This window comes from Anabaena sp. TISTR 8404 (genome assembly GCF_056847745.1).
This window is the reverse complement of the sequence record NZ_CP180578.1, coordinates 3,931,867-3,957,322: the sequence shown is the minus strand read 5'-3', so window position 1 is coordinate 3,957,322 and position 25,456 is coordinate 3,931,867. Positions and strand designations below refer to the sequence as shown.

24 protein-coding genes are annotated in these 25,456 nt (G+C 41.3%); 12 read left to right on the top strand and 12 right to left on the bottom strand.

Going from position 1 to position 25,456, the window contains the following annotated elements:
• Positions 1–332: 332 nt before the first annotated feature.
• On the top strand, positions 333–521 hold the full coding sequence (locus tag ACMX3D_RS17035; protein WP_482747066.1) for a TLTLP motif-containing protein: 189 nt from the start codon (positions 333–335) through the stop codon (positions 519–521).
• A 65-nt stretch (positions 522–586) separates the two neighbouring features.
• Here ACMX3D_RS17035 and ACMX3D_RS17030 read toward each other — a convergent pair whose 3' ends face one another.
• The 3 genes from ACMX3D_RS17030 to ACMX3D_RS17020 form a co-directional block, all read right to left on the bottom strand.
• The gene (locus ACMX3D_RS17030) at positions 587–1,207 is read right to left on the bottom strand and encodes a Uma2 family endonuclease (RefSeq protein ID WP_482747065.1); all 621 of its coding nucleotides are present in this window, start codon (positions 1,205–1,207) and stop codon (positions 587–589) included.
• Between the two features lie 94 nt (positions 1,208–1,301).
• Positions 1,302–4,106: a bifunctional acetate--CoA ligase family protein/GNAT family N-acetyltransferase gene (locus ACMX3D_RS17025; protein ID WP_482747064.1), complete on the bottom strand. Its 2,805-nt coding sequence runs from the start codon at positions 4,104–4,106 to the stop codon at positions 1,302–1,304.
• 129 nt (positions 4,107–4,235) lie between these two features.
• Positions 4,236–4,709: a hydrogenase maturation protease gene (locus tag ACMX3D_RS17020; protein WP_482747063.1), complete on the bottom strand. Its 474-nt coding sequence runs from the start codon at positions 4,707–4,709 to the stop codon at positions 4,236–4,238.
• 334 nt (positions 4,710–5,043) lie between these two features.
• Between ACMX3D_RS17020 and ACMX3D_RS17015 the strand changes: the two genes are divergently transcribed.
• The 4 genes from ACMX3D_RS17015 (at position 5,044) to ACMX3D_RS17000 (ending at position 8,193) form a co-directional block, all read left to right on the top strand.
• Positions 5,044–6,219, top strand: coding sequence for a hypothetical protein (locus ACMX3D_RS17015; RefSeq protein ID WP_482747062.1), 1,176 nt, complete (start codon positions 5,044–5,046; stop codon positions 6,217–6,219).
• Between the two features lie 236 nt (positions 6,220–6,455).
• The gene (psb34, locus tag ACMX3D_RS17010) at positions 6,456–6,626 is read left to right on the top strand and encodes a photosystem II assembly protein Psb34 (protein WP_482747061.1); all 171 of its coding nucleotides are present in this window, start codon (positions 6,456–6,458) and stop codon (positions 6,624–6,626) included.
• Between the two features lie 63 nt (positions 6,627–6,689).
• Positions 6,690–6,860 (top strand): photosystem II assembly protein Psb34, encoded by a 171-nt coding sequence (gene psb34, locus ACMX3D_RS17005; protein WP_482747061.1) that lies wholly within the window; start codon positions 6,690–6,692, stop codon positions 6,858–6,860.
• Between the two features lie 232 nt (positions 6,861–7,092).
• A complete protein-coding gene (locus ACMX3D_RS17000) occupies positions 7,093–8,193 on the top strand; it encodes a hypothetical protein (protein WP_482747060.1) in 1,101 nt (366 codons plus the stop codon).
• 128 nt (positions 8,194–8,321) lie between these two features.
• Here ACMX3D_RS17000 and ACMX3D_RS16995 read toward each other — a convergent pair whose 3' ends face one another.
• From ACMX3D_RS16995 to petN, 3 genes are all read right to left on the bottom strand, one after another.
• Positions 8,322–11,426 (bottom strand): GAF domain-containing sensor histidine kinase, encoded by a 3,105-nt coding sequence (locus ACMX3D_RS16995; protein WP_482747059.1) that lies wholly within the window; start codon positions 11,424–11,426, stop codon positions 8,322–8,324.
• Between the two features lie 644 nt (positions 11,427–12,070).
• The gene (locus ACMX3D_RS16990; RefSeq protein ID WP_482747058.1) at positions 12,071–12,232 is read right to left on the bottom strand and encodes a hypothetical protein; all 162 of its coding nucleotides are present in this window, start codon (positions 12,230–12,232) and stop codon (positions 12,071–12,073) included.
• A gap of 7 nt (positions 12,233–12,239) precedes the next feature.
• Positions 12,240–12,329, bottom strand: a complete 90-nt coding sequence (petN, locus tag ACMX3D_RS16985; RefSeq protein ID WP_083468698.1) for a cytochrome b6-f complex subunit PetN — start codon at positions 12,327–12,329, stop codon at positions 12,240–12,242.
• 528 nt (positions 12,330–12,857) lie between these two features.
• Between petN and ACMX3D_RS16980 the strand changes: the two genes are divergently transcribed.
• The 3 genes from ACMX3D_RS16980 (at position 12,858) to ACMX3D_RS16970 (ending at position 15,721) form a co-directional block, all read left to right on the top strand.
• Complete coding sequence (locus ACMX3D_RS16980; protein ID WP_193889087.1) at positions 12,858–13,460, top strand: DUF3038 domain-containing protein; 603 nt, start codon at positions 12,858–12,860, stop codon at positions 13,458–13,460.
• Between the two features lie 25 nt (positions 13,461–13,485).
• Positions 13,486–15,114: a DUF4335 domain-containing protein gene (locus ACMX3D_RS16975; RefSeq protein ID WP_482747057.1), complete on the top strand. Its 1,629-nt coding sequence runs from the start codon at positions 13,486–13,488 to the stop codon at positions 15,112–15,114.
• Positions 15,115–15,436: 322 nt separating this feature from the next.
• Positions 15,437–15,721, top strand: a complete 285-nt coding sequence (locus ACMX3D_RS16970) for a YiaA/YiaB family inner membrane protein (RefSeq protein WP_482752365.1) — start codon at positions 15,437–15,439, stop codon at positions 15,719–15,721.
• Between the two features lie 163 nt (positions 15,722–15,884).
• Here ACMX3D_RS16970 and ACMX3D_RS16965 read toward each other — a convergent pair whose 3' ends face one another.
• The 5 genes from ACMX3D_RS16965 to ACMX3D_RS16945 all read right to left on the bottom strand — a co-directional run bounded on the left by ACMX3D_RS16965 (position 15,885) and on the right by ACMX3D_RS16945 (position 20,237).
• Positions 15,885–16,346 (bottom strand): ferredoxin, encoded by a 462-nt coding sequence (locus tag ACMX3D_RS16965; RefSeq protein ID WP_482747056.1) that lies wholly within the window; start codon positions 16,344–16,346, stop codon positions 15,885–15,887.
• Entirely contained in the window at positions 16,346–16,732 is a 387-nt protein-coding gene (locus ACMX3D_RS16960) for a DUF1257 domain-containing protein (RefSeq protein WP_482747055.1), read from the bottom strand. The genes ACMX3D_RS16965 and ACMX3D_RS16960 overlap by 1 nt, the downstream gene beginning before the upstream one ends.
• A 38-nt stretch (positions 16,733–16,770) precedes the next feature.
• Positions 16,771–16,980: a DUF2997 domain-containing protein gene (locus ACMX3D_RS16955; protein ID WP_482747054.1), complete on the bottom strand. Its 210-nt coding sequence runs from the start codon at positions 16,978–16,980 to the stop codon at positions 16,771–16,773.
• A 501-nt stretch (positions 16,981–17,481) separates the two neighbouring features.
• Positions 17,482–18,021, bottom strand: coding sequence for an SH3 domain-containing protein (locus ACMX3D_RS16950; RefSeq protein ID WP_482747053.1), 540 nt, complete (start codon positions 18,019–18,021; stop codon positions 17,482–17,484).
• A 239-nt stretch (positions 18,022–18,260) separates the two neighbouring features.
• Positions 18,261–20,237 carry an ABC1 kinase family protein gene (locus tag ACMX3D_RS16945; RefSeq protein WP_482747052.1) on the bottom strand — a complete coding sequence of 659 codons (1,977 nt, stop codon included), beginning with the start codon at positions 20,235–20,237 and terminating at the stop codon, positions 18,261–18,263.
• 335 nt (positions 20,238–20,572) lie between these two features.
• Here ACMX3D_RS16945 and recN point away from each other — a divergent pair, with 335 nt between their 5' ends.
• The gene (gene recN / locus ACMX3D_RS16940) at positions 20,573–22,318 is read left to right on the top strand and encodes a DNA repair protein RecN (RefSeq protein ID WP_482747051.1); all 1,746 of its coding nucleotides are present in this window, start codon (positions 20,573–20,575) and stop codon (positions 22,316–22,318) included.
• Positions 22,319–22,487: 169 nt separating this feature from the next.
• On the opposite strand, the gene ACMX3D_RS16935 is transcribed toward recN, so the two are convergent.
• Positions 22,488–22,784 carry a DUF2188 domain-containing protein gene (locus ACMX3D_RS16935; RefSeq protein ID WP_482747050.1) on the bottom strand — a complete coding sequence of 99 codons (297 nt, stop codon included), beginning with the start codon at positions 22,782–22,784 and terminating at the stop codon, positions 22,488–22,490.
• Between the two features lie 3 nt (positions 22,785–22,787).
• Here ACMX3D_RS16935 and ACMX3D_RS16930 point away from each other — a divergent pair, with 3 nt between their 5' ends.
• From ACMX3D_RS16930 to ACMX3D_RS16920, 3 genes are all read left to right on the top strand, one after another.
• Entirely contained in the window at positions 22,788–23,885 is a 1,098-nt protein-coding gene (locus tag ACMX3D_RS16930) for a helix-turn-helix domain-containing protein (protein ID WP_482747049.1), read from the top strand.
• A complete protein-coding gene (locus tag ACMX3D_RS16925) occupies positions 23,869–24,381 on the top strand; it encodes a PIN domain-containing protein (protein WP_482747048.1) in 513 nt (170 codons plus the stop codon). Before ACMX3D_RS16930 ends, ACMX3D_RS16925 begins: the two co-directional genes overlap by 17 nt.
• Positions 24,382–24,856: 475 nt before the next feature.
• Positions 24,857–25,348 (top strand): TerB family tellurite resistance protein, encoded by a 492-nt coding sequence (locus ACMX3D_RS16920; protein ID WP_482747047.1) that lies wholly within the window; start codon positions 24,857–24,859, stop codon positions 25,346–25,348.
• Positions 25,349–25,456 lie beyond the last annotated feature (108 nt).

Genomic DNA, 25,456 nt, shown 5'->3' with positions numbered 1-25,456 from the left:
ATACAAGCAATTGCTCTCATGGAAGATAGTAATTCATACATGTACAAAAGAAAAAATGTAGTTTTTGATGCAATTTATTAACCTTGACTTAACCCAAAGATGCCAAATCATAGCAAGGAATCGTAACATATTAGTCACTTAGATAATTCCGAAATGTTTTTCTGGAACTTTGTATCAATCTTGTCGGAGATAAAATTATTGTTATGACACCTGTCAAACTAGTTCACTTTTTTTACTGCTACACAGTAGTTAGTAAAAAATCGTTAAAATGACATCAAGACTCTCTCCGAGAGATAAAACTTATCAAGTGAGTTGAAGAATTTCAAATTTGTATGGATTCAAATAGTCAGTCTGCCAACCCTACCGATACATATTCCCATCGTTTGGCAGACCTTGTGGGAACTGCGATCGCTCTGTTAACTTTAACGTTACCTCTGTTTGTCATCGCCCATTATTCCTCAGATAATGTACCAACTAATCAACAACCCCTGACATATCAATTGCACAAAAGCTCAAAGTAATCTAAGTTCACTTTAGTGAATCAGCACTAATAAAAAGCGTTGCTGGAAACCTAGCGGCGCTTTTTTTATAATTGACCAGCATTAAAAACTTGTTCCGCCGTCAAATTTAACTCAGGGAAAGTAGGAGATATGATTTTGTCGCTACCCCGAAACGGATAGACTTGATATTCTCCATCAATTAGTTGATAGATTGATAAAGTAGGTTGTTTGGGATTTCTAATAAACTTCCTAGCCCCTAAAGCAGCATAGTCAATAATCCAGTATTCAGGAATACCCATCTCTTCATAATCAGCAAGTTTGAGATAGTAATCATCGCGCCAGTTATTACTGACAACCTCAATCACCAAAGGAATTGATGTACCTTTAGTCACTGTAGAAGATTTTTCCCAAAGCGGCTCATCAACTATAGCAGTGTCATTAAGGATTAATACATCTGGGAAATAACCTGATTCTCTTTCTGGGGGTTTTACTATTGCTTGATTAGGGATAAAGTAGGGGAGATTTAATCGTCTAAACTCTAAAGTTAATTCAGCAGCCGGAAATCCTTTTATTTTTTCATGTTTCCCTGTTGGCTGTGCCATTTCAACAATTTCCCCATTGTGGAGTTCGTAACGTACCCCAGAGTTTTCAGGATACCAAGCAATAAATTCATCAAAGGTGACTATTTTTGGTAAGGCTTGGGTCATAAAAATTGATGACTGTCGTTGGCTTTGATTCTAGAAGCGCTGTGCGTTATATTAACCCTACTCACAATTACTTCAGCACTTTGGCAGACATTGACTACAAAGAAATTTCAGCTTGCATTACAGTTGAGTCGTTTGTAGATTGAAGGTGAAAACCCAGCTTTTCACAAACTTGTTGCATTCCGTAATTGTCTGCCAGAATGTTGGCTGTAACCCGGCCGATGTTTTCTTGACGGCCAACTTGCAGTAATCGCCGTACCATTTCAGTTCCTAAACCTTGACACTGATAGCGATCGCTCACAATCATAGCGAATTCGGCAGCATCAGTACCGTGCAGTTTACTTAATCGTCCGACTGCCAAAATTTGCCGTATTTCTGTTTGCGGGTCTTGGTGTTCTGCTACCAATGCCATTTCCCGGTCATAATCAATAAAGCAAATACGCGTGAGTCGTTCGTGGGTGATGCGTTGACTTAGTTTAATCAGGTGGAAGTACCGAAAATATACGCTTTCTTCTGAGAGTGTTTGGTGAAACTGCACCATTAATGGCTCATCTTCTGGGCGAATAGGACGGATGGTGACTGGTAGACCAGATTTCATCTTCCACTCGCCGACGTATTGGGTAGGATAAGGACGAATGGCTAATTTGGGTAGTTGGTTTTCTTGAATATCTGGTGCGTGCAGAACAATGCGTGCATCTAATGCAATCAATCCTCCAGAATGTATGGCAGTTGGGGGAATCGCCAACAACGGGTTGATATCAATTTCTTTAATCCACCGTTGTTCTACTACCAGGTGGCTAAATGCCACCATCAACTGTTCCAAGGCTGCCATATCCACACTTTGCCGTCCCCGCACACCTTTGAGGGCTTTGTAAATTTTGGTGTGTTCCATCATTCGCCGCGCCAAAGTTGTGTTGAGAGGAGGCAGTGCGATCGCGCTATCCTGAAATACTTCTACTAGTTGTCCGCCTGCACCAAACAACAGCACTGGCCCAAATTGGGGATCAAGACTACTACCAATAATCAGTTCGTAGCCGTCTGTTTTTACCATCGGCTGTACTGTTACGCCGAGAAAAAGTGCTGAGTTCTGAGTGCTGAGTTCTGAGTAATGAGGGTCTTTTTGGATTTTTTCTTGTACGGAAGATTCGATGGTGCGATAGGCTTGTCTGACTCCTTCAGCATCTCGGATATTTAACTGCACACCGCCGACATCGGTTTTATGGGTAATGACATGGGAATACAGTTTGACAACTACGGGATAGCCAATACTATCAGCGCATTTAACCGCCTCATCCTCACTTTTAGCTACGCAAGTCTCTACAACTGGGATGCCATAAGCTGCTAATATTTGCTTTGATTCAAATTCTGTGAGAATTGTCAGCCCGTCTTGACGAGCGGTGGAAATAATATTTTGGACTAAATTGCGGTTTGGTATACCTGAGTTAGGATCAACTGCGGATAAAACAGGTGTTTCGTAGATACCGCGCAGGTTATAGCTAGATTGCCACATATAACTAAATACCCGCGCCGCCGTATCAGGATAGCGATAAGTGGGGATACGTTGACGATTGAGAATTGTTTCGCCAGCGGTGACTTCTGCACCTCCCATCCAACTGGCAAGAATTGGTTTACCGGGAATTTGGGCGTAAGGCTTCAATTGTTCTGCTGTTTGGGTGGGGTCTGTCATGGCTTGGGGCGTGAGAATTACCAACAAGCCATCACTATTGGGATCATTCGCCGCAATTTCCAACGCTTGGGTGTAACGTTGTGGGTCTGCGTCCCCCAGAATATCAATTGGGTTATTGTGGCTCCAGTGAGTTGGGAGTATTTTGTCAAAAGATGCGATCGCCTGTTCTGAAACTGATGCCAATTCACCACCAGCCTCAATCAACGCATCTGTAGCTAATACTCCTGGCCCGCCTGCATTAGTCAAAATTGTCAAGCGCGGCCCCTTTGGACGAGGTTGTTTTGCCAACACCTCCGCCATATCAAATAAGTCAGAAATACTATTAACCCGCAACACGCCACAACGCCGGAAAGCTGCATCTAACACAGCATCACTCCCAGCCAACGCCCCTGTATGGGAAGCTGCTGCCTTGGCTGCTGCTTCTGTGCGACCTGCTTTAATGACAATAATTGGTTTGGTGAGTGCAACTTCTCGCGCCGCAGAAATGAAAGACCGCGCATCACCAATGGATTCCATATAAATCACAATACTTTTGGTGTGCGGGTCATCGCCGAGGTAGTAAATCAAGTCACCCCAACCGACATCTAACATCGAACCTATCGACATAAAGGCGCTAAAACCGACGTTTTCCTGAAAACTCCAATCTAGAATCGCCGTACACAGCGCCCCACTTTGACTAATAAAACCGACATTTCCCGGACGCGCCATTGCACTGGCAAAGGTAGCATTTAACCCACTCAGGGGACTCATCACTCCCAAGCAGTTAGGGCCAATAATGCGAATATTACCACGCCGCGCTTGTGCGAGAATTTCTTGTTCTAAAGCGATCCCGCTTGCACCAGCTTCTTTAAAACCAGCAGAAATAACGATCGCACTTTTAACCCCTGCATCTACACACTCAGCAATGATTCCTGGAACTGTCGGTGCTGGTGTCGCAATCACCGCCAAATCAACTGCTTCGGGGATATCTGAGATTTTGGGATATGCTTTAATACCTAAAACACTGTGCCGCTTGGGATTGACTGGAAAAACAGTCCCCCCAAAGGGATTCGTAATTAAATTCCACAGCAAAGTGCGTCCCACACTACCAACCGTTTCACTAGCACCAATCACAGCTACAGTCTTTGGTGCAAAGATAGCATCAAGAGGATTCAGCTTCTCTGCCTGCAAGATATCAAAAGCGCGATCGCTTGTGGGCTTGAGAGATTTCTGCATCAATCCTCCTTAGTAATAGTGCTGAGTTGAAAGTGCTGAGTGCTGAGTTGAAAGTTACCGAAGTTTGCCCGGAGGGAAACCCTCCTTGCAACTTTTCGCTGAGTATTTGCCATCAGTCTATGCGTGAGTTCAGCACGGGTTTGATTTCATCCAGAAATTTTTAAACTTGTCTAGAATCTGCATAATTTTTCCGAGGGCGATCGCTTTGCCAGTTTCGGTAATTTGCGAGATGCGATCGCCAAATTCAAAGTTAACTCCTGGTACTGTCACCCACAAAGCTGGCGGACAATGACCGTAGAGAGTTTTCGTCAAAGCTAGGAGTGATGGCGGATCGGCTGTATGTCCTGCGATCGCATTTTCACCGCAGGGTGAAAGTGATTGCACCTGTACATCAAAACATTCTGAAGGCACATAAGCATCAACAAAGATTGCCAATTCTGCATTTGCCAAAGCATCAGCTAGTTCCGGTGTCAGTTGGTGGACTGCTAAGGATTTCACCGCAGATAAACGCCAAGAAGCAATTTCATCAGCTATTCTTTGACCAATGCCATCATCACTACGTAAGTCATTACCGTAACCAATCACCATGACAGTTGCATTCATGTTTTTTTCGCTTGCTTCCATCCAACAGAAATTTTTTAGTCAATATTCACGCTGACCTACTTATCTCTAGATTAGACTTTTAACTGTTAAGTCAATCATGGGAAACAAGCATAAATAAGTTACGAAACGTAAATATGTCTCAAAAACTGACTAATAACGAATGGAAACCTTAAATAGTTAGCTTTCTCTGTACAAAACTACTTATCTGACGGAATTTTGCATGATTTAGGTTACAGTGTCGCAATCATCTAAACTCATGACCTAAAATTATATGCGCCTTTTTGTATGTTCTTTGTTATTGGTTCTCAGTCTTGTATTTTCATTCACACCGCAGGTGAAATCAGCAACACCTGCTGCGGATATTGAGCAGTATCTCATTAATGCTCAATTTCAACAGGGAGAAGCCGCTTTTGTTGCCAAGCTTCAAGAAAACAAGAATGATGATCAGACACGATTTAAATTGGGAGTTGTGCAATTAATGGGTGCAACTCAAAGGTTAATGCAGTCCCTGTACCGTTATGGTTTGCAGCAAAACATAATTACTCAATTTTTCCCAATTTTACGTCTTCCCGTACCGATAAATCCCACACCACAGCCAGTCACCTACACCGATACTCGAAATATTCTGCAAGACTTACTCAAGGATCTCACCCAAATCAAAGAGACTCTTGAACCTATCAAGGATGATAAAGTCAAGCTGCCGTTGCGAATTGGTTTGACACGAATGGATTTCAACGCCGATGGCAAGCTACAAGAAGATGAATCTTTCTGGAAAACTTTCAGCTTATTAACAGGGATACCCGCAACAGAAAAAGCTGCACAAAATTTAGCGATCGCATTTGATGCGGGTGATGTAATTTGGCTCAAGGGATATTGCAATTTACTGTCTGCAATTACTCAGGTGGTGTTGGCATACGATGAAAGTAAACTGTTTGATTCAACTGCTCATTTAGTTTTTGCTAAACCGCAAACTGCTTATCCTTTTCTCGCTAATGGTACGGGAGCATTTGGTTGGGGTAGTGTTGATATTAGCGACATGATTGCATTCATTCATCTGATCAATTTTCCAGTTGTGGAACCAGAGCGTTTAACGGCTGCAATGCAAAATTTACAAACCATGACAGCCTTAAGTCGTCAATCTTGGAAATTAATTTTAGCCGAAACCGATAATGACCAGGAATGGTTACCCAACCCTCGACAAAAAGGGGTAATTCCGAATGCAGTAGTCACCCAACCCATGATTGATGGTTGGTTGACTTTTTTAAATGAAGCTGATGCCTTGCTGACAGGTAAAAAGTTAATTCCATTCTGGAGAAAACGCGAAGTTAGAGGTATTAATTTAAACAAAGTCTTCACCCAACCCCGTGAATTTGATTTGGTGCTATGGGTACAGGGAACTGCTGCTGCACCTTATTTACAGTTGGGTAAACTAACCGATTCAAATACTTGGCAGCAATTGTTAGAAGTTTTCCGGGGACAGTTCTTTCAGTTCGCAGCTTGGTTTAACTAAAAAACTGTTCTTCACTTAGCACAACAACTCAGCGTAATTTTGCGTTTACCTCAGCGCCTCTCTGCGTTCTAAACATTTCCTGGTGGAACACAGCGACAAATGCGATCGCCTGACTTTTCTTCCCTGATAAGGGGCTTTTATATTAGTTATTAACCTTTTTTTGTCAAGCCCTGTTGACTATTTGTAACAATATTGTTAAATTTAGTTACATAAGTTAACAAATAAGGAAAAACACTATGTACACCACTGTGAATGAAGACGGCGTTCTCAATAACTACGCAACTGAGCCTCAGATGTACTACGCTGAGTACCCAGCAATTTGGGAACAACGTCGTTATGTTATTCAAGGCGCAGTCGCTGCTTTATTTGTGACTGCTCTAGTTTTATTTGGTTTTGCAGTTAGCTAAGATTTTTTGATTTCGGTATCTGTATCGCTCATCGTCATAAATTAACAAACAAGGAAAAACACTATGTACACCACTGTGAATGAAGACGGCGTTCTCAATAACTACGCAACCGAACCTCAGATGTACTACGCTGAGTACCCAGCAATTTGGGAACAACGTCGTTATGTTATTCAAGGCGCAGTCGCTGCTTTATTTGTGACTGCTCTGGTTTTATTTGGTTTTGCAGTCAGCTAAGATTTTTTGATTTCGGTATCTGTATCACCCATCGTCATTTGAACTTCTCCCCTTGACCTCGGTTAGTTTCGCCGGGGTTTTTTGTTGGAGTAGATTTAAATAAGAAGAGTGTAAGTGTTCAAAACTTTTACATCTCTAACCCCTATTTTTAGTTAGTTTTAACTTAATTGATATCAGTTCTTAAATATCTGCCTTTATCCTAAGTTTGACTGATCAACCAGGGTGATAGTAGATGATGTGGAAAAAAGTTTTCTTGATTGCTATTGGTGCGATCGCGGCGATCGCAATTGGCGCTTTGACCGAACTGCGGGGAATTGCCCAAACTCCTACAGATTTAAATTTAGCGGCTTATCATGCGCCAATTCACTATCAAGATACCGACAGTACTAAATACAGCGGCGACTACATCACGCGGTTTAACTATGACGGAGATTGGCGAGGCACAAATAATTGGGATAATCTTTCCTATTATCCGCTGAATGCTCATGCTTACTATTCTGTAGCTGAGACTTGTACTCATAAATTCATCACCTATTCCTTTTTCCATCCTCAAGATTGGACTGATATTCCCTTCGACCAAGAACACGAAAATGATTTAGAAGGCTTGCTGGCGATCGTTCGCAAAGATGGTACAACCTTTGGCAAACTCGAAGGTATCGTTACAGTATTTCATACAAACTTTTACTCCTACACACCTGCTGGTAGTCCTTTAACAAATGGTGCAGAAAATATTGATGGAACGCTGACTATGAGCAGCTATAATGGCTCCCTGCATCCCTTGACAACACAAGAAGCTAAAGGTCATGGCTTACGAGCTTGGCCTGCGGGAGATTTTAATGGAGCCAGCAACCAAGACGGAATCATCTACTATCCTTCAACAACTACTGCCGAAGTACCTAGTTCTGGCAATGATCGCAGTGTGCTGTATTCGTTAACTGATGTATTTGCTTCTGGTGGTTTGTGGCAACGTCAATTAGATGAAGCGTCTAGTTCTTCAGCAATCACTTATGCCACATGGGGAACCTTCAAGGGAGATTCTAGCGGTAGTTGTGGTGCTGGGACACCAACTTGCGCTAACAATTCTGCTAATACACCTTGGGGTTGGGATGACTCCGACGATGGCGCAGTCTACAGAGGGGAAATGGCTTTAGATCCGGCTCATTTAGTAGATGTTTACTTTAATGGACTGGGTAACTTTGATACAACCTACATCCGTAACCGATATATCCAAGATTTGCGAGACAGAGGCTACAATTCCAGCAATCTTCCTCCAGGCTGGCCGACTCAAATCAATCTTAATACCTTAATTGGTAAGCTGAAAAACCAGTGTTGATAATAGGACTTACGCACAAAGGTTATTTATTTAAATTGGGTATAAGGGGATAACGCTGTAAAGTGTAAGGGTTTTGCACACATACACCCCACACCCTTACACCCCTAAACCCATTTTTTAACTAAGAATTACATAGGAATTTCTATGCAAATCTCACAACCTTTGCCTGGTTCAGAAACACAATTGAGTTGACCGCCATGTTTATCAACAACAATTTGATAGCTGATAGATAAACCTAAACCAGTGCCTTGACCTGGTTGTTTGGTAGTAAAAAACGGTTCAAAAATGCGCGATCGCAACTCACTTGGAATTCCACAACCATTGTCAGCAATGCAAATTTGAATAGTATTTGCTTCTGTAACTTTTGTCCGAATCCAAATTTTTGGCTTGTCAGTAATTTTGCCATGAGCCACAGCGTCTTCTAAAGCATCAATCGCATTATTCAGAATGTTCATAAACACCTGATTCATCTGGGCTGCATAACAGATTACACGGGGCAAATCACCATATTCTTTAATTATTTCAATACTTGGGAAATTGCTATTTGCTTGCAGGCGATGTTGCAAAATTAATAAGGTACTTTCAATGCCTTCATGCAGGTAAACAGGTTTCTTTTCTGCTTCATCTAGTCTTGCAAATGTACGTAAAGACAAAACTAATTGTGAAATCCGGTCTGCTCCCATCATCATAGAATTGAGCATTTTAGGTAAATCATGCGCAATAAAATCTACATCTACTTTTGCTGATAAATCTCGAATTTCTGCTTTTGTCCTGGGATAAGATTTCTGATAAAGCTGGAGCAATTTCAGTAAATCTTCCGTGTACTCTGTCAGATAAGTAATATTTCCAAAAATAAAACTTATTGGGTTGTTAATTTCGTGTGCTATGCCTGCAACTAGCTGTCCTAAACCAGCCATTTTCTCACTTTGAATTAACTGACTTTGAGTTTGCTGCAATTCTTTGAGAGTCTGTCTGAGTTCTTCCTTTTGCCGCCGAGTTTGTTCGAGTAATTCTGCTTGTTGAAGTCCTACGCCTAATTGATTACCAATCTGCACTAATAAATCTATTTCATCTTCTTGCCAATCACGTGCTGCGGTGTTGTGATACGCAGCTAATAATCCCCAAAGTTTATCACCTTGAAAAATTGGCACAATCATATAGGAGCGGGCTTCCATCAATTGGCTCAAAGATATATATTGATGAGCATCTTGATTGTGATAAATATCTCTAACTACCAGAATCTCACCTTTAGCAAAATCGCCGCCTTGAGTTTCTTGTAAGTAGTCATTAGCAACTATACTCAAAAGTTTGCGGACTGATGCCCAACCTGGGGCTACTGACTCAGCTACAAATTCGCCACTCCAATCAGGCCGAAAACGGTAGATTGTCACTTGATCTACTTCCAACAACCGCTGGACTTCTTGGGTACTGGTAACAAAAATTGTGTTTAAGTCAAGAGATTGGCGGATTTTCTCAACTGTGAGGGCTAAAGCTTTCTCTCTTTCGGCGGCTTTTCGTTCTCTTTCAGCTGCTTTAGCGAGTTGTTCAGCTTGCATTTGCACTTGTCTTAATGCTTCTGCTTGCTGTAATGCTACTCCTAGCTGTATGCCGACTTGAGCTAATAAATTAATTTCTTCATCTTGCCAATAACGCGGCTGGGAGTTTTGATAAGCTACCAACAAACCCCACAATTTTTCACCTTGGGAAATTGGTACAAAAACTTCATGACGAGGATATTTGCCAGCTTGGGTTTCTTGTAGCAAGACGCGTTCTGTTACAGGCTGGGATTTTACTATTGGTGTCCAGCCGTCAACAATAGAATCAGCAACAAATTCACCACTCCAATCAGGGTAGAAGCGATAAATTGCGACTCGTTCTACTTCTAAAAGTCGTCTGACTTCTTGAGTAGTGGTTTTAAAAATAGCGTCAATATCTAGGGATTGGCGAATTTTTTCAACAGTATTTGCCAGCGCCCTTTGTCTTTCAGCAGCTTTACTGATGGCATCAGCTTGCAGCTGCATTTGCTGTAAAAATTCTGCTTGTTGTAAAGCTACACCTAGTTGAGTACTAACTTGGGTAAGCAAGTAAACTTCATCTTCTTGCCACTCACGACTGCCAGTGTTTTGGTAAACTGCCAACAAGCCCCAGAGTTTTTGACCGTGGTAAATTGCAATAATAACGTAAGCTCTGGCTTGATAGCTTTCTAAAACTTTGAGGTAGCAGTCGGTAAAACCATACTCGTAAATATTATGACAAATACGATATACTTCACCTCTTGTAAAGCGGCCACCCTCACTGTCTTGTAAGTAAGTATCCATCACTGGAGTTTGGGCTAATTCTTTAGCACTACACTCGCTAATATTTTCTTTTAATTCTGGTTGCTGCGATTGTTCATTAATAAGAGAAATCCAACCTTCTGCTACTGATTCAAAGACAAATTCACCACTCCAATCAGGATTGAAGCGATAAATAGCGACGCGATCGGCATTTAGCAACTGCCTAATTTCTGCGGTACTGGTGCGAAAAATGCTTTCTAGATCTAAAGACTGACGAATTTTCTCGACTGTGATGGCAATGGTTTTTTGCCATTCAGCTGCTTTTGCTCTAGCTTGTGCTTGTGCTAGTTGTGCTGATTGGATTTTGACTTGTTCGAGATAGTCTGCTTGTTGTAAGGCAACGCCTAAATGTGCGGCTATGAGTTGTACAAATTCAATTTCTGATTCTTCCCATTGCCGAGAGTTACTACACTGATGAATACACAACAATCCCCATAAATCTTTCCCTCTGATCAAGGGAGCAATTATATTAGCACGTACTTGAAATTGTTCTAATAGCTGGATGTAGCAATCACTCGCACCAGCTTGATATATGTCAGCTATTGCATGAATTCGTCCTTGTAGATATTTACTAACGAATTCCGCAGCAAAGCACTCATCACGTAGTTTGACTGCTAGGGCTGAAGCCCACTCTGGGCCTACATCTTCATAGATGATTTCTCCTTTCCATCCCAACTCAGGATAAAAACAAAATACACTGACTCGATCAGTTTTCAGCAACTGTCGTACTTCAGTGACAGTAATTTTGAAGATGGTGTCTATATCTAAAGTTTCTCGAATCCGGGCAATTACTCCAGACAAGGCTTTTTGTTTCTCACTCTGATACAGAGAGAATGCAATATCTGACTGATATTCTGTTTGTGTTGAATTCGGTTGTGTAGCAGAAGAGTTTTCCATTCCCTATAGGACTTTAAATATCGAAAGTCTTCTATTTTAGGATTCCCTCATTAACAGGAAAGATAACAATATATATTTTGATATATATCTAAATCGTTTTATGCATACTTACTTTCTCTGTCACAAGACTATTAATTATTAGTTTTTCTGTCAATATAGTAATCTAACCAGATTCCTGAAATACTCGTAGAGAGAGGGAACAGGGAACAGGGAACAGGGAACAGGTAAAAAGCAATAAAAGTGTACCTAGCTTCGCAGAAATCAAATATAGGAATCCGATTTGATTCCTGAAAATATTTACGTAGGAAGGGAACGGGGAACAGGGAACAGGTAAAAAGCAATAAAAGTGTACCTAGCTTCGCAGAAATCAAATATGAGTCCTATATGAGTCCTATGTATATATCAAAAATTAATTAATGAACAATATTATCAAGCTAAGCATACAAATTAATATATAGCAGTCGAAGCAGAGATAATGACAAAAACTAATTATCAAACATGGACACTGAGCCACTTTAAAGCCTGTTCCCTGCTATATATTTATAGTACTTTTTTTAGAAAGAGTTTTGACTTAATAGAAAACAATACAGGGATGCGATATTAACGATCGCATCCCTGCAAAAAATCATTTAACTGCGATCGCATCATCGCTTTTTAGGAGATGTGCGTCGCTGTTCGCGTTTTTCGGCTTCTCGAAGACGGCGATCGCGCCATTCTGCCAACGTCAAGTAGCCAACGCCACCAGTAACTGCTACTAACAGCACCAAGGCAAGTAAAGCCAAAATACTCAGAAATGGGCTTTCCACGATTCCTCTACAGTCCGTTGCGTCCCCAAACTACCATTGCGATCGACCAAGTGAACACAACGAGTAGTGATACCCAACCCAATGTCAAAATTCCCATAGTTCTAAATTTTGCAAATAATTACAAAAGGTCTCTAATATTTATCATACCGGGAACTGGTTATTGGGGATGAGGAATTCAACAACCAGAATTCAGGAGCCAGAATCAATTGATGGAGGAAACAGTCTTGCCACGAAGTTTAGGCTGCTAAAAAGATGCGATCGCCTGTAAATCATCTCAGCATGAGCATTTATACTTGTGTGTCAGCCAAGAACTTGATTGTTGATTAAAAAATTATTAATTGCCGAGCATCAATTATTTATTATTGATGTTGATTTATACTTCATACTGAAGCAGCGGTTAAGGCGAGGAAGATTTTTACTAAGGTAGAGAATTTTCTCCTCTGCTAAGTGTATGGAAAATAAATTTTCATCTTGTAGAGTAAGACAGTGACAACTGCTGTTCACCAAAATGCAACAAGCTAGGAGAAACTTCTAGCCAATTTATTTTATGGGAAACCAACCTTAATCCTAGAGAGTCTGGTTTCAAAATAGGTAACAGCACCAGCCCCTACCAGCCCGATCACCTATGCTAAAAGTTATGCACTCGGCCGCCGACCCAGCCACACCCAATTCTCAATGGGAGGACTTAATCAAGCTTCCAACCCCAAACACAGTTCAATGGGACAATATCAAAACTCAATTGGACTTGGTGCTGTTGGCGCTAGAAACCTTAACTGGGATTGGTTCTGAGGCAATGCTCTCAGCGGCAGTTAACCTAAATTTAGAGTCAAGAGTGCCAGACCGCGTAGCTTTATGGCGACTACGACAGTCTAATCCCCTACGCAAAGGTCAAGGAGGGCGAAAAAAGCTAGATGTTGAAGAAGCGCGATCGCTTGTTTTAATCATCTGCTATCTCGCCAAACAGCACCAAGAACTAATTCGTCGTGCTGTTGGGTTACTAGAGCAAATGGCGGAAACCAACCGGGAACCTCATCAGGCTGCTTTACTGGGAGATTACATTGATGCTTTTTGCAACACTTACCAAGAGCGGATGGAAGAGGATGACCAAATTTCAACGGAATTACTAACCCACCTGGCACTCAAATTGCTTGTAGACTTGTTATTCTACAGCGCTCCTGGTGGACACCGCCGTCTCTGGCTCGCACTCATCGACTCCGCAAAATATTGAAAACGTCTCCTTCGCAGTTTCTGCCATGCCTGTATCAAATTCTGTCATTCGTCGCTATACACCCCCCACTTGCACACTAGAAGTATTGGCGCAAAGCTCTCCTTTGTCCCGTTGGATGGGGAAAACTGTCATTAAGCAACTCAGCTTTGAGTTAAGCATTGACGATCCACGACTACCAGAAGAACGCAGGGTTGTAATTCGGGGCGATCGCGACCAACTCGAAACTTTGTGTGATGCTGTCACCAGCTATGTGCAAGCATTCCTCCAACAGTCCCCAGAAAGTTTTTGGGTTAGTTTTTCTGGCTCCCAAGACTCAACTAAAACATCTGATAATTCAGAGTTGAGTGATATTCACCAATCTTCTTTATCTACACAGACTTTAAAATCTTTCACATCAGATATCCCTAGAGCCAAAATCTATCTGGAACCCAGCAGTTCTTTAACTCACAAGCTGCATCTTGGTTCTCTCGCCAGTCAAGCATCTAGTCCATTTATTCAACTAAGTCTGTTACAACTTTTTGATTTAGCCTCAGCCTTGGATGAATACTCAGCTGATGTCATGGCGTTACCTGCGCTAAATACTACCAGTTCTGTGATTCGCTTCCCGGCTTGGACACCTGTAGCCGCAGTTTTGGTATTAAGTGTCGGTTTATTGCCTCTAACTTTACAATACGCCAATAATCATCGACAAAATCAGCCAACAACAGCCAAACAATCTACTTCTAAAGAATCTGATGTCGCTCTAGCACCTCCGCCATCAGCAAACCTAGCTACACCGTTACCTGGACTGACATCTCCAGATAATTTGCCACCCCTACCACCGATAGATTCTACTCTTCCTCTACCGACTTCCCGTTTGCCAGCACAACCTGTTATTTCTCCTAGTGCGAACATTTCCACTAACTCCCAAACATCCCTTGGGCTACCTTCAACATCTGCAAAAAATAGCTTGAACGTACCTCAGGCAGCAATTAGTTCCAAGAATAATGCCCCAAGTACTGCATCTAGGACGATTCCTAGTCAAAAAATTGCGCTTAACCCCAATCTCAATCTGAACCCCTCACAGCCAATTACCAAGGGTGAAATTGCTCTACCACAAAGGCGGAGTCTACCACCTCGTCTATCTTCTGGAACAGATAATAATATATCATCTACTACTCTCCCAGCAATTCCTCCTCCGCTTGCTACTCTGCCAAATGAAAGCCGCAGCAACAATCTTCCTCAAGGGTATTCTCCAACAAACCAACAACTAGAAGAAAAAATTAATTCTTCGCTCCCATCTTCAGCAGGAGATAGTAGTCCATTTATTGATAGATTGGGTGACGATCCTAAAACTGCTGCGCCTCCCAATGTAGCTACTGGCACATTATTTGACACACCCCAAATAGCAGAAGCCCGCAGTTTCTTCCAGAAGCGTTGGCAACCACCATCTGGATTGAACCAAACATTAGAATACAGCTTGACTGTAGATGTTGATGGTTCCATTGCGCGGATTTTACCTCTGAATAAGCCAGCAAGAGAATTTATTGACAATACAGGAATACCAGCAATTGGTAAGCCTTTTGTTTCTGCGAATAAATCGGGACAAAATGTGAGAATTCGGGTTGTTTTCAGTCCTGATGGTAAAGTCCAAACCTTTTCAGAGTCTGAATAATTAAATTTAACAACTTCATGCCATTTATCAAACTGGTACATAGTTTTGTACCAGTTATTCTTTTATTTCTGGACTTTTCAATTAACATTAGACTTCTTGCAAAATTCCTTATTTGCGAGCTTTTCTTTGCGTCTTTGCGCGGCAGTCGCTTCAAGTCGGGGAACCCGCCCAACGCGCTGCCTTGCCTTTGCGCGAGACAAAAAATATTTATGCAAGAGGTCTATTTTACAGTCCAGTTACTAAAGTGGTAATTTCATTATTGTCATTGAATGTACTAATCTATACGATCGCTATTAAATTCCTGAAACTACAGGTCGGAAATATGCACCCACTAGGTTCACAAAAAGACAGTGCAGCTTGGGTTATTCAAACATGGGCTGCTTTTATACTTTCGATTTCTATGACTTCTTTTGGTATTGTTAATTTGCCTGTCGATAGCTGGATTAAAGGTTTTATGGGTATGGGTTTAGCTTTTTCTGTTGGTTCAACTTTTACTTTGGCAAAAACTACCAGAGATTTGCACGAAGCTAAAAGATTAACGGCGAGAATTGATGAGGCGAAAGTAGAAAAATTACTTTCACAGCATGATTCTTTAAATTTAAAATGAGGTTGGCAAAAAATTTTATATCTCACGCCAAGACGCAGAGGCGCAAAGATTTACAGAGCTTTTCTCGTTTAGTAAGCGCAATTGAAGTCTTAAGACCTAATTAATTAAAAATAAAAGGACTGGATTAACCAGTCCTCTTTTGTAATTATTTAATTTGTTTATTTTAATAACGGGATTTTTTGTTTTTGAGTTTTTGCTTTTTCCGTCGTTTTTCAGAAGCAGCAACTGCCAGTTCTACCGGATAACCAACAACAGGAATTACTTGATATTTGCGCTCATCTTCTAACTTTCTAAGTTCTGTGTAATCTACCCAATGAATGCAATCAACCGGACAGGTGTCGATTGCTTCTTGAATAACTTCTTCTGCGTCCCCATCTTGACGAATTACGCGCGATCGCCCGTAATCTGGTTCAATGTAAAAAGTATTTCGCGCAACATGGGCGCAGTGTTTACAGCCAATACAGGTAATTTCGTCAACATAAACACCTTTTTGCCGCAACACTCCACCCAATTCCGGTTCCAAGCCAGTACGTTCTGGGTCATCCCGCAAAAAACCGCCTAACTCTGGTTCCAAACCGGAACGGTTATCTTCCTGTTCTTCCGGCGAAGGCAGAAAATCAGACATTACGCACTCCAGCGTTGTACTACTAAGCGAATAGAACCGTCTTCATTTTTTTGTTGTTCAGTAACTTGAAAGCCTGCCATTGCAGTTTCTTTCACAACTGTTTGGAAAGCATAACGCTGAGTTACTTGACGCAAGAAACCGTCTACAGATAGATTTTGCTGCCAGTATTGCAAGTCAGCAACTAATTCATATTCTTTGCCATTCCATCTAAAGCCGATGTCATAGCCATTTTCCTGCTCAATGGTCACTTCCGCAGGATGGGTTTGACCGCGATAGCCACGTACCTCACGCGGGCCGGGTTTCCAGTCGATGCCCAAATCAGTTAGCGCATCTTTTAAGGATTCAAGGTTACGGATTTGAGTCTTAATTTGGCTAAAGTGTGACATGGTGGTTGTAAATCAACGACAATAAACTGTTGGAAAACTTACCATTCGCTGTAAGTAGCTTGGGTATTCGCTAGGTTAGATTGTTGTACCTGATTTGCGAAAAACTCTGAGGTTGGCTCTTGACTAAGTACTTGCCCCAGCTGTGCTTCAATTGCCGCTGTAACCTCGGCACAAGAAGCACCCACAATGCCAGTGACTTTCTCTTGTACCCGACCGTCTGGATAAATTATGAATTCTAATGTCTCCATGCTTTTGGCCAACCACGATAGTAAGCTTGGACTGTACTCCTTAGCACAATGCTAGAAAGCTTGCCCTCGGAACATTGTTACTTAGATACAAAATTGCCATTTTTTAACTAATGTTCCATCTCTCAATATAAATATCTCAGAAAATTTACAAAAGTTATTAATTTAATAAGTCAATACATCTGTCATTAGTTAGTCTCTCTTAACCTTATGGAATAGTCAAGTTTATAAGTCAGCTTGTTACAGTCAGAGCTAAAACCCTACTAAACAAGGACTCTTCGGTAGTATAGCTAGATCCGTAAGTCACAAAACTATGTAATTTATTGAAAAAGTTTATCATTATTATTATCTCAAACCTATTCTCTCTAGGGTCATAAAGTATGAGAGTCATAGGTTAGATGATGTGTAGCGAGATTTTGTATTTCGGTACAGTAGCGATCGCTCACCTTACTTTATCAGGATTAGAGCTGGTAGTTAGGGATTAAGTGTAAGTCTAGACATCGCTTAATTTGCTGGACAAGTAATGATACATCCTTGCGGCCATATCGATAGTAGGTCTTCTCGCACCCAACCAGTCACATTAGTTGGAAACTTGATGCGATACCAACTGTATTGACCCGCCTGTTTGTAAGAATCTTCTACAGTTACCAAATCACCAAACAAGCCGTTATGCACAACTTTGCTTTCTAGGTTAGGAGATGAACGCACGTTAATTTTACTACCCTGAGACCCCGCTATGGTTGCATAACGCTTATTGCTTGGCTTAAATCTGACTAAATCACTCCGTATCCAACCGCTTAATGTACCTTCCACCTGCGGTTGCACGTAATACCAGTAATTGCCATCATCTCCTACAGTAATATTCAAAACCTCTACATTACTGCCTATGGGTAAAATTTCTTCTACAGATGCTGTTAAAGATGCACCTGTTCGCAGATTACTTCTACTTGTCAAAGTTGCTGGACGAGCCATAGCAGGCAATACTCCAGTCATTAATGTTGTAAAAATCAACAATCCGGCTGTCAAATTTGTCCTTAAACCCATAAATTCTTGAAAAGATAGCTCGTTAATACAGAAGAATTTGAACTTGCAAGTTCTTTTACTTTGGATACAAAATACAGCATCCAAAATACAGAAAAAATGAGGAGATTTTTCAAGGCGCACAGCTAACGCACCACCCCAGATATTAAAATGGTGCGTTGCGCTATGCGACAACACACCCTAATTTGATGTTGAATTAGTTTGACTAGCTCTAGTTAGGTTAGTTTTTGTGAAGTAAAGTATTAGCTAAATTTTCTAATTTCAGCAATGTCTTCTGCGGCTAATAACTCTCGAATGAGACGTGATATGGACTTCTGTACTAACCGAACCCCAATTTGCTGACCCAACTGCTGCACACCAGGATTTACTAATAATTGGGCTAACTGAGGAGCCATCTGTATTGGTTCAAAACCACGAGTTTCTTGGAGAATTTGCAAAATTCGTTTGATATGTTCTAAGGTTTGTTGCTGTTCAACTGTTGCTGCTGGCGTTTCATTGACAGTTGTTAAGCCCACTCTTTCTCGTAGCAGGTAAGTGAAGTTATGCAAAACATTTTTACTTAAAGCGCTAACTCCGTTGACGAATTCATCTACTAACCTGTCACGAATAAATGCGCCACGTTCAGAAGATAAAAAGTCTATCCCCTGATTTAACACTAAATTAAAGTCGTAGTCTTCATTATTGCGGGCATTGCGTAACAAGTTTTCTAAGCGATTCCAGCGGAATTTGCCTTCTTTAAATAGTAAGTCTCGCAGTGAGGTTCTTAATTGTGGTGCTGGGTCAGTTAATAGGCGCTTAGAAACGTAGGGGTAAGCTTCACTAAGAACTTTGAAGTTAGGATCGATAAAGATAGCAATCCCTTCCAGTGTCACCAGAGAGCGGATAATTAAAGCGTAGTAGGGAGGAACGCGGAAAGGATACTCATACATCAAAGCTGAGAGTTCGTCGGTGATGCTTTTAATGTTGAGTTCCGCTACACTAGCACCTTGGGCATCAGCAAACACTCTGGCAAATGCGGGAATAATTGGCGTTAGGTCTGTGTCTGGTGTTAAAAAGTCCAGTTTGACGTAATCTTGAGCCAATCCTTCAAAATCACGGTTAACTACGTGAACGATCGCCTCAATTAAACCATATCTCTGGGGTGGCTGAATTTCGCTCATCATCCCAAAGTCGAGATAAGCCAATTTACCATCGGGTGTGGCTAACAAGTTACCTGGATGAGGGTCGGCGTGGAAAAATCCATGTTCTAATAACTGTCGCAGAGAACACTGCACACCAACTTCAATTAGGTAACGCGCATCTATACCTTGAGCGCTGATTTCTGCTGTCTGGGTTAATTTTGTACCGTTGATCCACTCCATCGTCAATACACGACGATTGGTATATTCCCAGTAAATTTTTGGTACGTAGATGTCTTTTATATGACCGTACAATTGAAAGAAGCGCTCGGCATTTTCACCTTCATGGATATAATCCATTTCTTCAAAAATGCGATCGCCTAATTCATCTAAAATCCCGACTAAATCACTCCGCACCCGTTTGACATTTTTTTGTACCCAACCAGCAAGGCGGCGCAAAATATATAAGTCAATAGTAATTCGTTCTCTTAAATCGGGGCGCTGAACTTTAACTGCAACTTCTTCGCCTGTTTTTAGTTTACCTTTATAAACTTGTCCTAAAGAAGCCGCAGCTATTGGTTGCGGTGACAATTCTGTATAAATATCTTCTGGTGGTGCGCCCAGTTCTTCTTCAATAAACTGGTAAGCAATTTCATTCGGGAAGGGCGGTAATTGGTCTTGTAACTTAGTTAATTCTTCTAAATAAACAGGCGGTACTAAATCCGGTCTGGTGGATAAAGCTTGCCCAATTTTGATATAAGCAGGCCCCAATCGTGTCAGCAGTTCTCTCAGCTGAGCCGCGCGGCGACGGTCATTTTTTACAACAATTCCCCGTTTGCTGTCCCACCACAACCCAAACACAAAGGCTAGAGTTGGTCGCAATACAGTAGTAATCCGTTGTAAAACTTCTAATGGTCTACTTTGGTAATGTGCCGCAACTTCTACGGGATTATATCGGATTGCTTCAGACTCGGCATTCTGCACCAGCAAATTTGGCGAGCGAATAACCAGAGTTTGTGTACCATCGTCTGATACGACTACAGTTTTATGTATTTCGCCCTCAATCGGTTGGGAAGTTTGGGGAAGTGTCTTAACCATCATGAAGAAAGCCACCAGTCGAATGGAATATGTTAAGCATTGTAACAATATGTTTAGCTGCCAACATCCCTAAAATTGGGGATCAGCTTAATTAGCATTTTCCGAAAAAGAATGTTGTCGCTACTACTACTCAAAATATTTATTTACACCAGCAGAGGCAATAGCGAGGTTTGCTACACTGAAATGGACGTACTAGTTCCATTCTAAGTGCTGAGTAGAAAGTGCTGAGTGCTGAGTCAAGGCGCTGTGTGCCTACGGCACTACAAAATTTGAGATTTTTTCAAAAACACACTCAGCACTCAGCACTCAGCACTCAGCACTAACGAGGGAGAAGCTTGATGTTGCTAGGTCTGCGAATTGAAAACTTTGCCCTGATTGATCAACTGGAACTAGAATTTGGCGCTGGGCTAAATGTCTTAACAGGTGAAACTGGCGCAGGAAAATCGATTATCTTAGATGCGATTGATGCGGCTTTGGGCGGCAAAGTTTCCAGTCGAGTGATTCGGACTGGGACAAACCGCGCGATGGTAGAAGCAACTTTTAAATCTAGTTCCGCCCTCGCCGCTTGGTTAACTGAACAAGAAATAGATTTAATTGATGAAAACTCAGTAGTAATTAGTAGAGAAGTTACAACTACAGGTAGTAATGTCCGCAGCCGATCGCGGGTGAATGGTGTGTTAGTCAATCGGCAAATCATGGTAGGATTGCGCGATCGCTTAGTAGAAATTACTGCCCAAGGTCAAACAGTCCAAGTCGGACAACCTGCCCAAGTCCGTGAATGGTTGGATGTGTATGGTGGCGATGCTTTAATCCAGCAACGGCAAGTAATTGCTACAGCCTATAATGCTTACCAACAAGCTCATCTTGCCTTAGAAAAACGCCGCACCTCTGAACGGGAACGTTTGCAACAACTCGACTTGCTTACTTATCAAGTGCAAGAGTTAACAACAGCCAACCTCAGCGAACCCCAAGAATTAGAACAATTAACGCAAGAACGCGAACGCTTAAATCACGTCGTTGACTTGCAACAGATGAGTTACAAAATCTATCAGGCTTTGTATCAAAACGACGGAGATACTCCAGCCGCAGCGGACTTACTAGGAGATAGTGAAGCCACCTTAAATGACATGGTGGAATATGATAGCCAACTGCAATCATTATTAGAATTGGTGAGAGACGCACAAACAGCAGTCGTCGAAGTTGGAAGACAGATTAATGCCTACGGGGATAGTTTAGAAGCTGATCCCCAGCGATTGGAAGAAGTAGAAGAAAGAATCCGAGAATTAAAGCAAATTTGCCGTAAATATGGGCCGACACTCACAGAAGCGATCGCATATTACCAACGCATCCAACAAGAATTAGCCGAACTCAACGATAGTGAACAATCCATCGAAAGTTTAGAACAGCAAGAAAAAACTTGTTTTGATAAACTAACTCAAGCTTGCCAAAAATTAACCAAACTCCGCCGTCAAGCTGCGAATAATTTAGAATCTCGGTTGATCGCAGAACTGAAACCTCTGGCGATGGAGAAAGTACAGTTCCAAGTGGAGATAGTACCCATCGTCCCAACTGCGGCTGGTGCAGACAAAATTACCTTCGTGTTTAGTCCCAACCCTGGCGAACCATTGCAACCATTAACAGAAATTGCTTCTGGTGGGGAAATGAGCCGCTTTTTATTAGCACTGAAAGCTTGTTTTTCGCAAGCAGACTCCGCTGGGACATTGGTATTTGATGAAATAGATGTCGGCGTTTCTGGGAGAGTCGCCCAAGCGATCGCGGAAAAATTATACCAACTCGGCCAACACCATCAAGTATTATGTGTGACGCACCAACCTTTAGTTGCAGCAATGGCTGACCGTCATTTCCGGGTGGACAAGCAAATTATCACCCAAGGCAAAGGTAAAAAAGCCAACAACGGCAGTGCAGAACAGCGTACAGTTGTGCGAGTTACTTATTTAGATAACATCAATACTCGTAGAGAAGAACTTGCTCAGTTAGCTGGCGGTAAATCTGCAACAGAGGCGATCGCATTTGCTGAATCTCTCTTGTTACAAGCAGCCAACCACCGCCGAGAGTCCACTTGAGATGATGTTTGCAAAGCCTTACTTCATCAGTTTACTAAAGAAGTTTATAAATTTTGGCAGCAAGATGGTTTAAGCTAATTTAAGAAAGGACTGTAGCTATAGCCGCAGCCCTAAAAATCACTCGATTTGTTAAAGCTCCTTAGACTCCCACATCTTTGGGGCTTTTTGATTAGCCTTTAGGTGGATATGGATCATTGCCATAGGACCAAGCCTCACGAATTTGGCCATTGGGACGATGGATAACCAGTTCTGATGCCTGTGACTGGGCAAATGGTTTTCCAGCATTGATCGCACTGCTTTGGGTTTGGTGAGTACTAAGAGGATTGGGATTCCCCTCAACTTTTACAGCCCATGCACCATTGTACGGAACTATATGAACTTTTGACATATATCTGTCTCCTGTGGGATTTTTTGCCCACAAAAAGTTTACAATAAATATTTTAACACAAATTTGTAAACCAACCACCTTATGATCGGCACTCGTATCAAGCTCGCTAGAAAAAAAGCTGGCTATTCACTACGTGATTTAGCCGAAGTTCTAGATGGTAAAGTGTCTGCACAGGCAATTGGCAAATATGAACGAGGTGAAATGACTCCCAGTTCTAATGTTTTGCTGGCTCTGAGCAAGGCATTAGGTGTTACTTTGGCTTACCTAATGGATAGCCAAGGAATCGAGCTAACTTCTGTTGACTTTCGTACTAAAGCAAGTACTAATGGTAAAGATCGCGCTCGTGTGGAAACCGAAGTCATCGAATGGGTAGAACGATACCTCCAAGTTGAAGAAATTCTGGAACTAGACGGGACTCATTGGGAAAAACCATTTGAGCAATTAGCTGTAATTTCTTCCATTGAAGAAGCAGAAGACATTGCAAATCGTGTACGAGAACGTTGGAAACTAGGTTTAGATCCGATTCCTAATATGACTGAACTTCTTGAGGAAAAGGGTTTAAAAGTTCTCATTGTGGATCTTCCAGAAAAAGTATCAGGTTTCACTTGTCTTGTAAAAAGGCGAGGAGATTTACCAGATTTACCAGTAATTGTTGTTAACAAAAAATGTTCATTGGAACGTCGAAGGCTGACTCTTGCCCATGAACTATTGCATCGATTAATTGATCCTCAAAATTTGTCAGAAAAAGATGAGGAGGTTGCTGCCAATCGATTTGCAGGGGCGTTTCTTATGCCTCGTTCCCATTTGGAAAAAGAAGTTGGCAAACATCGCAATTCACTTGGATATAGAGAATTAATTTCTCTCAAACTGATCTATCGAATTAGCGGTGCAGCACTAATTGTACGTTTACGAGATATTGGCATTATCTCTAGTTCTTTACTTACCTATATGTTTCAATCTGTGGCTCGAAATTGGCGTACTAATGAACCAGAAGAATTAGAGCCGAAAGCTCAAAGAGGTGAGTATGAAAAACCCCGACGCTTTGAGAGGTTGTGCTATCGTGCCTTAGCCGAGGATTTGATTTCGCTCTCTAAAGCAGCAGAACTCTTACGTTGTTCCATTGAAAAAGTAGAAGCTGGACTAAAGGGGCCAAAATCATTAGATGCGAGTTCTTATTAGTGACACATCTTGTTTAATTGATCTGCGTAAAGCCTCCTTATTGGAGGCTTTTGTTCAGCTTCCGTATGACTTGGTAATTCCTGATGTTTTATTTGAACAAGAATTAGTAAATTTTTCAGTTTTGGAGAGAGAAATCGTAGAGAAAAAATTAAGAGTTGTCAGCTTATCTGGTAAGGAAGTTCTCAAAGTTCAAAGAGTAAATCGAGATTATCCTGCTTTGACATTAAATGACTGTTTTGCTTTTGTTCTTGCAGAACAGATCCCAAGTTGTATTTTAATGACTGGTGATCGACGATTGCGCGACCTGGCAACGAGTTCTGGTATAGAAGTTCACGGAATTCTTTGGGGAATCGACGAAATGTATAGTGTAAGATCAGCTACAGTTAGCCAATTATACTCAGCACTCCTGCTTTTCAAGGCAGATTCTACTGTGAGACTTCCTGTAAGTGATTTAAACCGATGGGTAGAAAGATATCAATCTTTGCTGAATGGTTAACAATATTAAGTACTTTCGCTATTATAATCGCCAATCTGTAAGAATGCAAAAATTGAGATCTAACGCGTTGGTGCAAACGGAAGTGATTTTGTTCGTGGTAGTTATTGAATTTGGCGACAGACGCAATTTCTTTTGCTGAGTCTTTGTTATTGTAAGCCGACAATCACCGCCGCCAGAAGTCTACTAGAAATTAATTAAGAGTTATGATTTCATAGCAAATAACCGTTTTTTCGACGTTTATTTATTTATCAATTAGGTTTATTTAATAAGCGAAATTAATCCAAAAACATTTACCAATATAAATTGATGATAAAATGGCTTAACTGTCTTAAGTGTCTTAACTGTCCTTGCATTCTTATTAAAAGTCGGACACATTAAAAAGAACAAATTGTGGTGTTACACATTTCAAGTGTTTTGAAGTAACAACCATAAGAATAAGCAACATAAATTATCAAAAAGATTAGAGAGGTAATGTATGAGTCAGGTTAAAGACGTATTATCTGCTTCAGAATTTCTGAAAAAGAATTTAGGTATTTCTGCAATTCCTACTGAAGCATACCTTAACTATGGATATGCACTGCTGGCTATTGCTGGAGCAGATACAGATGTTTCAAAAGCTGAATTTAACTGGTTAGTAAATCATCAAAGATTGGCTGGCGCTCCTGAAGAAGTAATAGAAAATTACAAAACATTTGACTATAAAAATGCTGATTTAGCAAGCTTGCTAGACAAGATTTCAGTTGACGTTTCTACTTGGTCTAAATCAAGGTCATTGTTATATCATGCAATTCAAATGGCTCGTGCCGATGAAAATTACTCAATTGCAGAGCAAAGAGCTGTCAAAAAAGCAGCTAAACTTTTAAAAGTTGAAGATGATATTGCCTTCGCTATCAATAGATTGATAGATACAGAAGAAGCAGTAACTGCATTACGCAAAGCGCTACTACAAACTGAAGTTTTAGCTTAATCTAAAAACCTTGTGTTGCTTCATCAATATTAGTTATGCGATCGCACTTTCGGTGAGTTGACAGGATAGCACCGCTTAATCAGAGTCTATAACTTCTTGCACGAAATA

Bases quoted from the DNA above. Each gene is read 5' to 3' on its own strand.
- ACMX3D_RS17035 (WP_482747066.1), top strand. From the start codon at position 333: ATGGATTCAAATAGTCAGTCTGCCAACCCTACCGATACATATTCCCAT.
- ACMX3D_RS17030 (WP_482747065.1), bottom strand. From the start codon at position 1,207: ATGACCCAAGCCTTACCAAAAATAGTCACCTTTGATGAATTTATTGCT.
- ACMX3D_RS17025 (WP_482747064.1), bottom strand. From the start codon at position 4,106: ATGCAGAAATCTCTCAAGCCCACAAGCGATCGCGCTTTTGATATCTTG.
- ACMX3D_RS17020 (WP_482747063.1), bottom strand. From the start codon at position 4,709: ATGAATGCAACTGTCATGGTGATTGGTTACGGTAATGACTTACGTAGT.
- psb34 (WP_482747061.1), top strand. From the start codon at position 6,456: ATGTACACCACTGTGAATGAAGACGGCGTTCTCAATAACTACGCAACT.
- psb34 (WP_482747061.1), top strand. From the start codon at position 6,690: ATGTACACCACTGTGAATGAAGACGGCGTTCTCAATAACTACGCAACC.
- ACMX3D_RS17000 (WP_482747060.1), top strand. From the start codon at position 7,093: ATGATGTGGAAAAAAGTTTTCTTGATTGCTATTGGTGCGATCGCGGCG.
- ACMX3D_RS16995 (WP_482747059.1), bottom strand. From the start codon at position 11,426: ATGGAAAACTCTTCTGCTACACAACCGAATTCAACACAAACAGAATAT.
- petN (WP_083468698.1), bottom strand. From the start codon at position 12,329: ATGGGAATTTTGACATTGGGTTGGGTATCACTACTCGTTGTGTTCACT.
- ACMX3D_RS16980 (WP_193889087.1), top strand. From the start codon at position 12,858: ATGCTAAAAGTTATGCACTCGGCCGCCGACCCAGCCACACCCAATTCT.
- ACMX3D_RS16975 (WP_482747057.1), top strand. From the start codon at position 13,486: ATGCCTGTATCAAATTCTGTCATTCGTCGCTATACACCCCCCACTTGC.
- ACMX3D_RS16970 (WP_482752365.1), top strand. From the start codon at position 15,437: ATGCACCCACTAGGTTCACAAAAAGACAGTGCAGCTTGGGTTATTCAA.
- ACMX3D_RS16965 (WP_482747056.1), bottom strand. From the start codon at position 16,346: ATGTCTGATTTTCTGCCTTCGCCGGAAGAACAGGAAGATAACCGTTCC.
- ACMX3D_RS16960 (WP_482747055.1), bottom strand. From the start codon at position 16,732: ATGTCACACTTTAGCCAAATTAAGACTCAAATCCGTAACCTTGAATCC.
- ACMX3D_RS16955 (WP_482747054.1), bottom strand. From the start codon at position 16,980: ATGGAGACATTAGAATTCATAATTTATCCAGACGGTCGGGTACAAGAG.
- ACMX3D_RS16950 (WP_482747053.1), bottom strand. From the start codon at position 18,021: ATGGGTTTAAGGACAAATTTGACAGCCGGATTGTTGATTTTTACAACA.
- ACMX3D_RS16945 (WP_482747052.1), bottom strand. From the start codon at position 20,237: ATGATGGTTAAGACACTTCCCCAAACTTCCCAACCGATTGAGGGCGAA.
- recN (WP_482747051.1), top strand. From the start codon at position 20,573: ATGTTGCTAGGTCTGCGAATTGAAAACTTTGCCCTGATTGATCAACTG.
- ACMX3D_RS16930 (WP_482747049.1), top strand. From the start codon at position 22,788: ATGATCGGCACTCGTATCAAGCTCGCTAGAAAAAAAGCTGGCTATTCA.
- ACMX3D_RS16925 (WP_482747048.1), top strand. From the start codon at position 23,869: ATGCGAGTTCTTATTAGTGACACATCTTGTTTAATTGATCTGCGTAAA.
- ACMX3D_RS16920 (WP_482747047.1), top strand. From the start codon at position 24,857: ATGAGTCAGGTTAAAGACGTATTATCTGCTTCAGAATTTCTGAAAAAG.